This window comes from Corallococcus praedator (assembly GCF_003612125.1).
In the GTDB taxonomy this organism is placed as follows: domain Bacteria; phylum Myxococcota; class Myxococcia; order Myxococcales; family Myxococcaceae; genus Corallococcus; species Corallococcus praedator.
On sequence record NZ_RAWI01001087.1, the window covers coordinates 1 to 436 of the forward strand.

The window sequence follows — 436 nt, forward strand, 5'->3', positions numbered from 1 at the left end:
GCTCGTAGTAGTCCAGCACATCGCCTTTGGTGTAGCCCGGTTCCGGAAACAGGACCTTGTCCGTGTGAGAACGCTCGACGGCAACGGGCTGGCCTTTGCGAATGAGTTTCGGTGCGCCGCGCTTCGCCATGCCAATGGCTTACACGGATTTCCGGGGATGCGTCAAGGGCGGATTCTCATAGAATCCGCCCGATGGCGTACCGAACCGCGCTGCTGATCGCACTGCTTTCGCTCTCTTCCGGCTGCACGCGCTTCGATGCACTCAACGCGATGGTTCCCCACGGCGGATACGCGCGCTCGCGGGCGATTTCCTACGGCGACCTGCCGCGCCAAAAACTCGACGTCTACCGCCCCACCAACACCACCGAAAAAACGCCAATTGTGGTCTTCTTCTACGGCGGAAGTTGGCAACAGGGAGAGCGAAACGATTATCGCT

Annotated in this window: 1 pseudogene; it reads left to right on the forward strand. The window is 60.1% G+C overall.

The features are described 5' to 3' along the window. Window positions 1-192 precede the first annotated feature (192 nt). Window positions 193-436, forward strand: a pseudogene (locus D7Y13_RS45490) (hypothetical protein); the annotation flags it as partial.